At 72.4% G+C, this 3,344-nt stretch carries 2 protein-coding genes; one reads left to right on the top strand and one right to left on the bottom strand.

Going from position 1 to position 3,344, the window contains the following annotated elements; genetic code table 11:
• Window positions 1-179 precede the first annotated feature (179 nt).
• Window positions 180-1,529 (bottom strand): DUF445 domain-containing protein, encoded by a 1,350-nt coding sequence (locus ACWD6P_RS36845; protein WP_451448584.1) that lies wholly within the window; start codon window positions 1,527-1,529, stop codon window positions 180-182.
• 282 nt (window positions 1,530-1,811) lie between these two features.
• Here ACWD6P_RS36845 and ACWD6P_RS36840 point away from each other — a divergent pair, with 282 nt between their 5' ends.
• Window positions 1,812-3,122 (top strand): SGNH/GDSL hydrolase family protein, encoded by a 1,311-nt coding sequence (locus ACWD6P_RS36840; RefSeq protein WP_451448583.1) that lies wholly within the window; start codon window positions 1,812-1,814, stop codon window positions 3,120-3,122.
• Window positions 3,123-3,344: the final 222 nt, after the last annotated feature.

Here is a 3,344-nt window from a genome sequence, read left to right as displayed (position 1 = left end):
CCACACACCAGGCCCCGGAGGACCGTCACCGGCAGCCGAACAGCCCCGCGCAGCGGCAACGCCCGCCGCAGGCGCAACGGCGAGAAAGCCAAAACATCGGCCGAGGCAAAGCGCAGCGGAAGGGCCGCAGGCGAACCCACAACAACCCCCACGGCGGGAAAGCCAAAAACGTCGAAGCCTCAGCCAAGCATCCGCGTCACCGTATAGATCAAGAGCCCCGCCAACGCGCCCACCACCGTGCCGTTGATGCGGATGAACTGCAGGTCCCGGCCGATGTGGGCCTCGATCTTCTTCGAGGTGTGCTCCGCGTCCCAGCCGGCGACGGTGTCGGTGATCAGGGCGGTGATCTCGCCCTGATACGTCGTCACGACATAGACCGCCGCGCCCTCCAGCCAGCGGTCCACCTTGCCCTGCAGCCGCTCCTCGCCGGACAGCCGCCGGCCCAGGGACAGCAGCGCCGCCCGCACCCGCAGCCGCAGTTCGCTGCGCTCGTCCTCGGCGGCGGCGACGATCATCGCGCGGACCGAGCCCCAGGCCGAGGCGATCAGGTCCTGCACCTCGCCGCGTCCCAGCACCTCGGACTTCAGCCGCTCGATGCGGGCCCTGGTGTCCGGGTCGGACTGCAGATCGTCCGCGAAGTCCCGCAGGAAGCGGTCGATCGCGCCGCGCGCCGGATGCTCGGGCATGTCCCGCATCTCGGTGACGAAGCGCAGCAGCTCCTTGTAGACCCGGTCGCCCACCTTGCGGTCGACGAAGCGCGGGGTCCATCCGGGAGCGCCGCCGGAGACCGCCGACATGACGGAGTCGCCGTGCTCGACCAGCCAGTCGTGGGCGCGGGCGACGACCAGGTCCACCACCCGCCGGTGGCCGCCCTCGGCGACGACCTTCTCCAGCATCGTGCCGAGGCCGGGAGCGATCTCCTGGGCGTCGGCGCGACGGGTGATGGCCTCGCCGACCACCGCCTGGACGTCGGAGTCGCGCAGTACGGTCAGCGCGCCGCGCAGTGCGGTGGACAGCTCGGCGGTGACCCGGTCGGCGTTCTTCGGCTCGGCGAGCCAGCCGCCCAGGCGCCGGCCGATGCCGACGGAGCGCAGCCGGAGGCGGACGACGTCACCGGAGAGGAAGTTCTCCCCGACGAAGTCACCCAGGCTCTGACCCAGTTGGTCCTTCTTCGTCGGAATGATGGCGGTGTGCGGGATCGGCAGCCCCATCGGCCGTTTGAACAGCGCGGTGACCGCGAACCAGTCGGCCAGCGCGCCGACCATCCCGGCCTCCGCGGCCGCCGCGACGAACCCCGTCCAGCCGCCCGCCCCGACGTTCTGGGCCCACTTCGCCAGCACGTAGACCAGGGCGACGGCCAGCAGCAGACCGGTGGCCAGGGCCTTCATCCGGCGTACCCCGCGCCGCCGCTCCTCATCGGCCGCCCCGTAGGCGAAGCCGCCGCCCGGCACCGTCCGGCTCCCCGCGGCGGTGCCCGGCGCCGGGGGCGTTGCCCCGTTCGGCGCCATGTCCGCTCTCGTCCGTTCCATCCGCTCCACCGCTCCCACCGTGCCCCCGCCATCCGTACGGCCCTGGCGCGCCGCACGTCCGGCCGCCGATTCGGCCGTATGTCCCACTGTGACCTACTCCCGGAACGAACCACGAGTTCCCCGCGTCCATGCCAAGGAGGCATCGAGCGGGGCGCCGGGCGCCCTCCGGGGGGTCCGTGGGATCATGAGATCCCGATCGGACCGCAACGGTGCCGCTGATCATCCGCTGCCCTTGCCCGCCCGGAGCGAGATGCTCCGCTTCCCTCAGGAGACCACTCCCGCATGAAGAAAAGTGTGGGTTACGCGCTGCTCGCCGGTCTGGCGGCGTTGGTGGTGCTGATCTCGACGGCGATATTTGTCGGCTTCGGCGGCGATGACGGCGGCCCGTCCGGCGCCTCGCACAAGCCGCGCGACCCCGCGGCACCGGCCGTCTCGGGACAGTGGGTCGGCACCTGGTCGGCCTCCGCGGCCGCGGCCGAGCCCGGCACCCTGGACGGCTATGCGGGCATGTCGATACGCAACGTCATCCACACCAGCGTCGGCGGGTCCAGCGTCCGCATCCAGCTCTCCAACCTCTACGGCACCCGCCCGCTGGTGGTCAGCCATGCCTCGGTGGCCCTGGCCGCGGCCCCCAGCAACCCCACCGCCGCGGCCGGCACCATGCGCCGGCTGTCCTTCGGCGGCAGGCCCGCGGTGACCATCCCGGCGGGCGGCGCGGTCACCAGCGACCCCGCCCGGCTGAAGGTGCCCGCCGACGCGGACCTCCTGGTCACCACGTACTCCCCCTCCCCCTCGGGCCCCGCCACCTACCACCCGTACGCCCGGCAGACCTCCTACCTGGCGCGCGGCGACCGCACGGAGGACGCCACCGGCGCCGCCTACACCGAGCAGAGCCCGTACTGGCGCTACCTGACCGGCGTGGATGTCTGGAGCACCGAGGCCCACGGCGCGGTCGTCGCGATCGGCGACTCGATCACCGACGGCATCACCTCGACGGTCGGCGCCAACCACCGCTGGACGGACTTCCTCGCCGCGAGGCTGCGCACCGAGCCCGGGGCGCCCCGCTACGGCGTGCTCAACGAGGGCATCAGCGGCAACCGTCTGCTGGTCAACGGCAGCAAGTTCTCGCCGAACAACGGGCCCAGCGTGCTGTCCCGCCTGGACCGCGACGCGCTCTCGCGCACCGGGGTGAAGGCGGTCATCGTCGAGATCGGGCTGAACGACCTGTTCAAGTCCCCGCGCCAGCTCGACCCGCAGAAGATCGTCGCGGGCATGCGGCAGATCGTCCGCGAGGCGCACGCCCGCGGCCTGCGCGTCACCGGCTCCACCCTTACGCCGTTCGGTGGACACCGCGGTTACTCCACCCAGCTGAATTCCGTCCGCGAGCAGGTCAACCGCATCATCCGCGCCGGCAGCGTCTACGACGAGGTCGTCGACTTCGACAAGGCCCTGCGCGACCCCGCCGCACCCGTTCGGCTGCGCCCCGTCTACGACTCCGGCGACCACCTCCACCCGAGCGACGAGGGCTACCGCGCCATGGCCAACGCCGTCATCCTCGACCACCTCAGGCAGTCGGCCCCCGCGTCACTGTAGGACGACCTGCGTACCCCCTCCGGCCCGTCCCCTCCGGGGGCGAAGCTCCCGGGCCCCGAAAGACGACCGTCAGGTGACCACCGGGGCGCGCCCCCACCAGCCTTTCCTCCACCCCCAACGGGAGGGGGCGGGCCGGAGGGGCAGGGTGTCCGGACTGCTTCGCTTTAGCCAGCCGGGCGCCGGGACGACCTCGCCGTGGACCCGGAGGCGGGCGACGCCGCC

The organism is Streptomyces sp. NPDC002446 (assembly GCF_053595675.1).
This window is presented reverse-complemented; position numbering and strand designations above follow the sequence as displayed.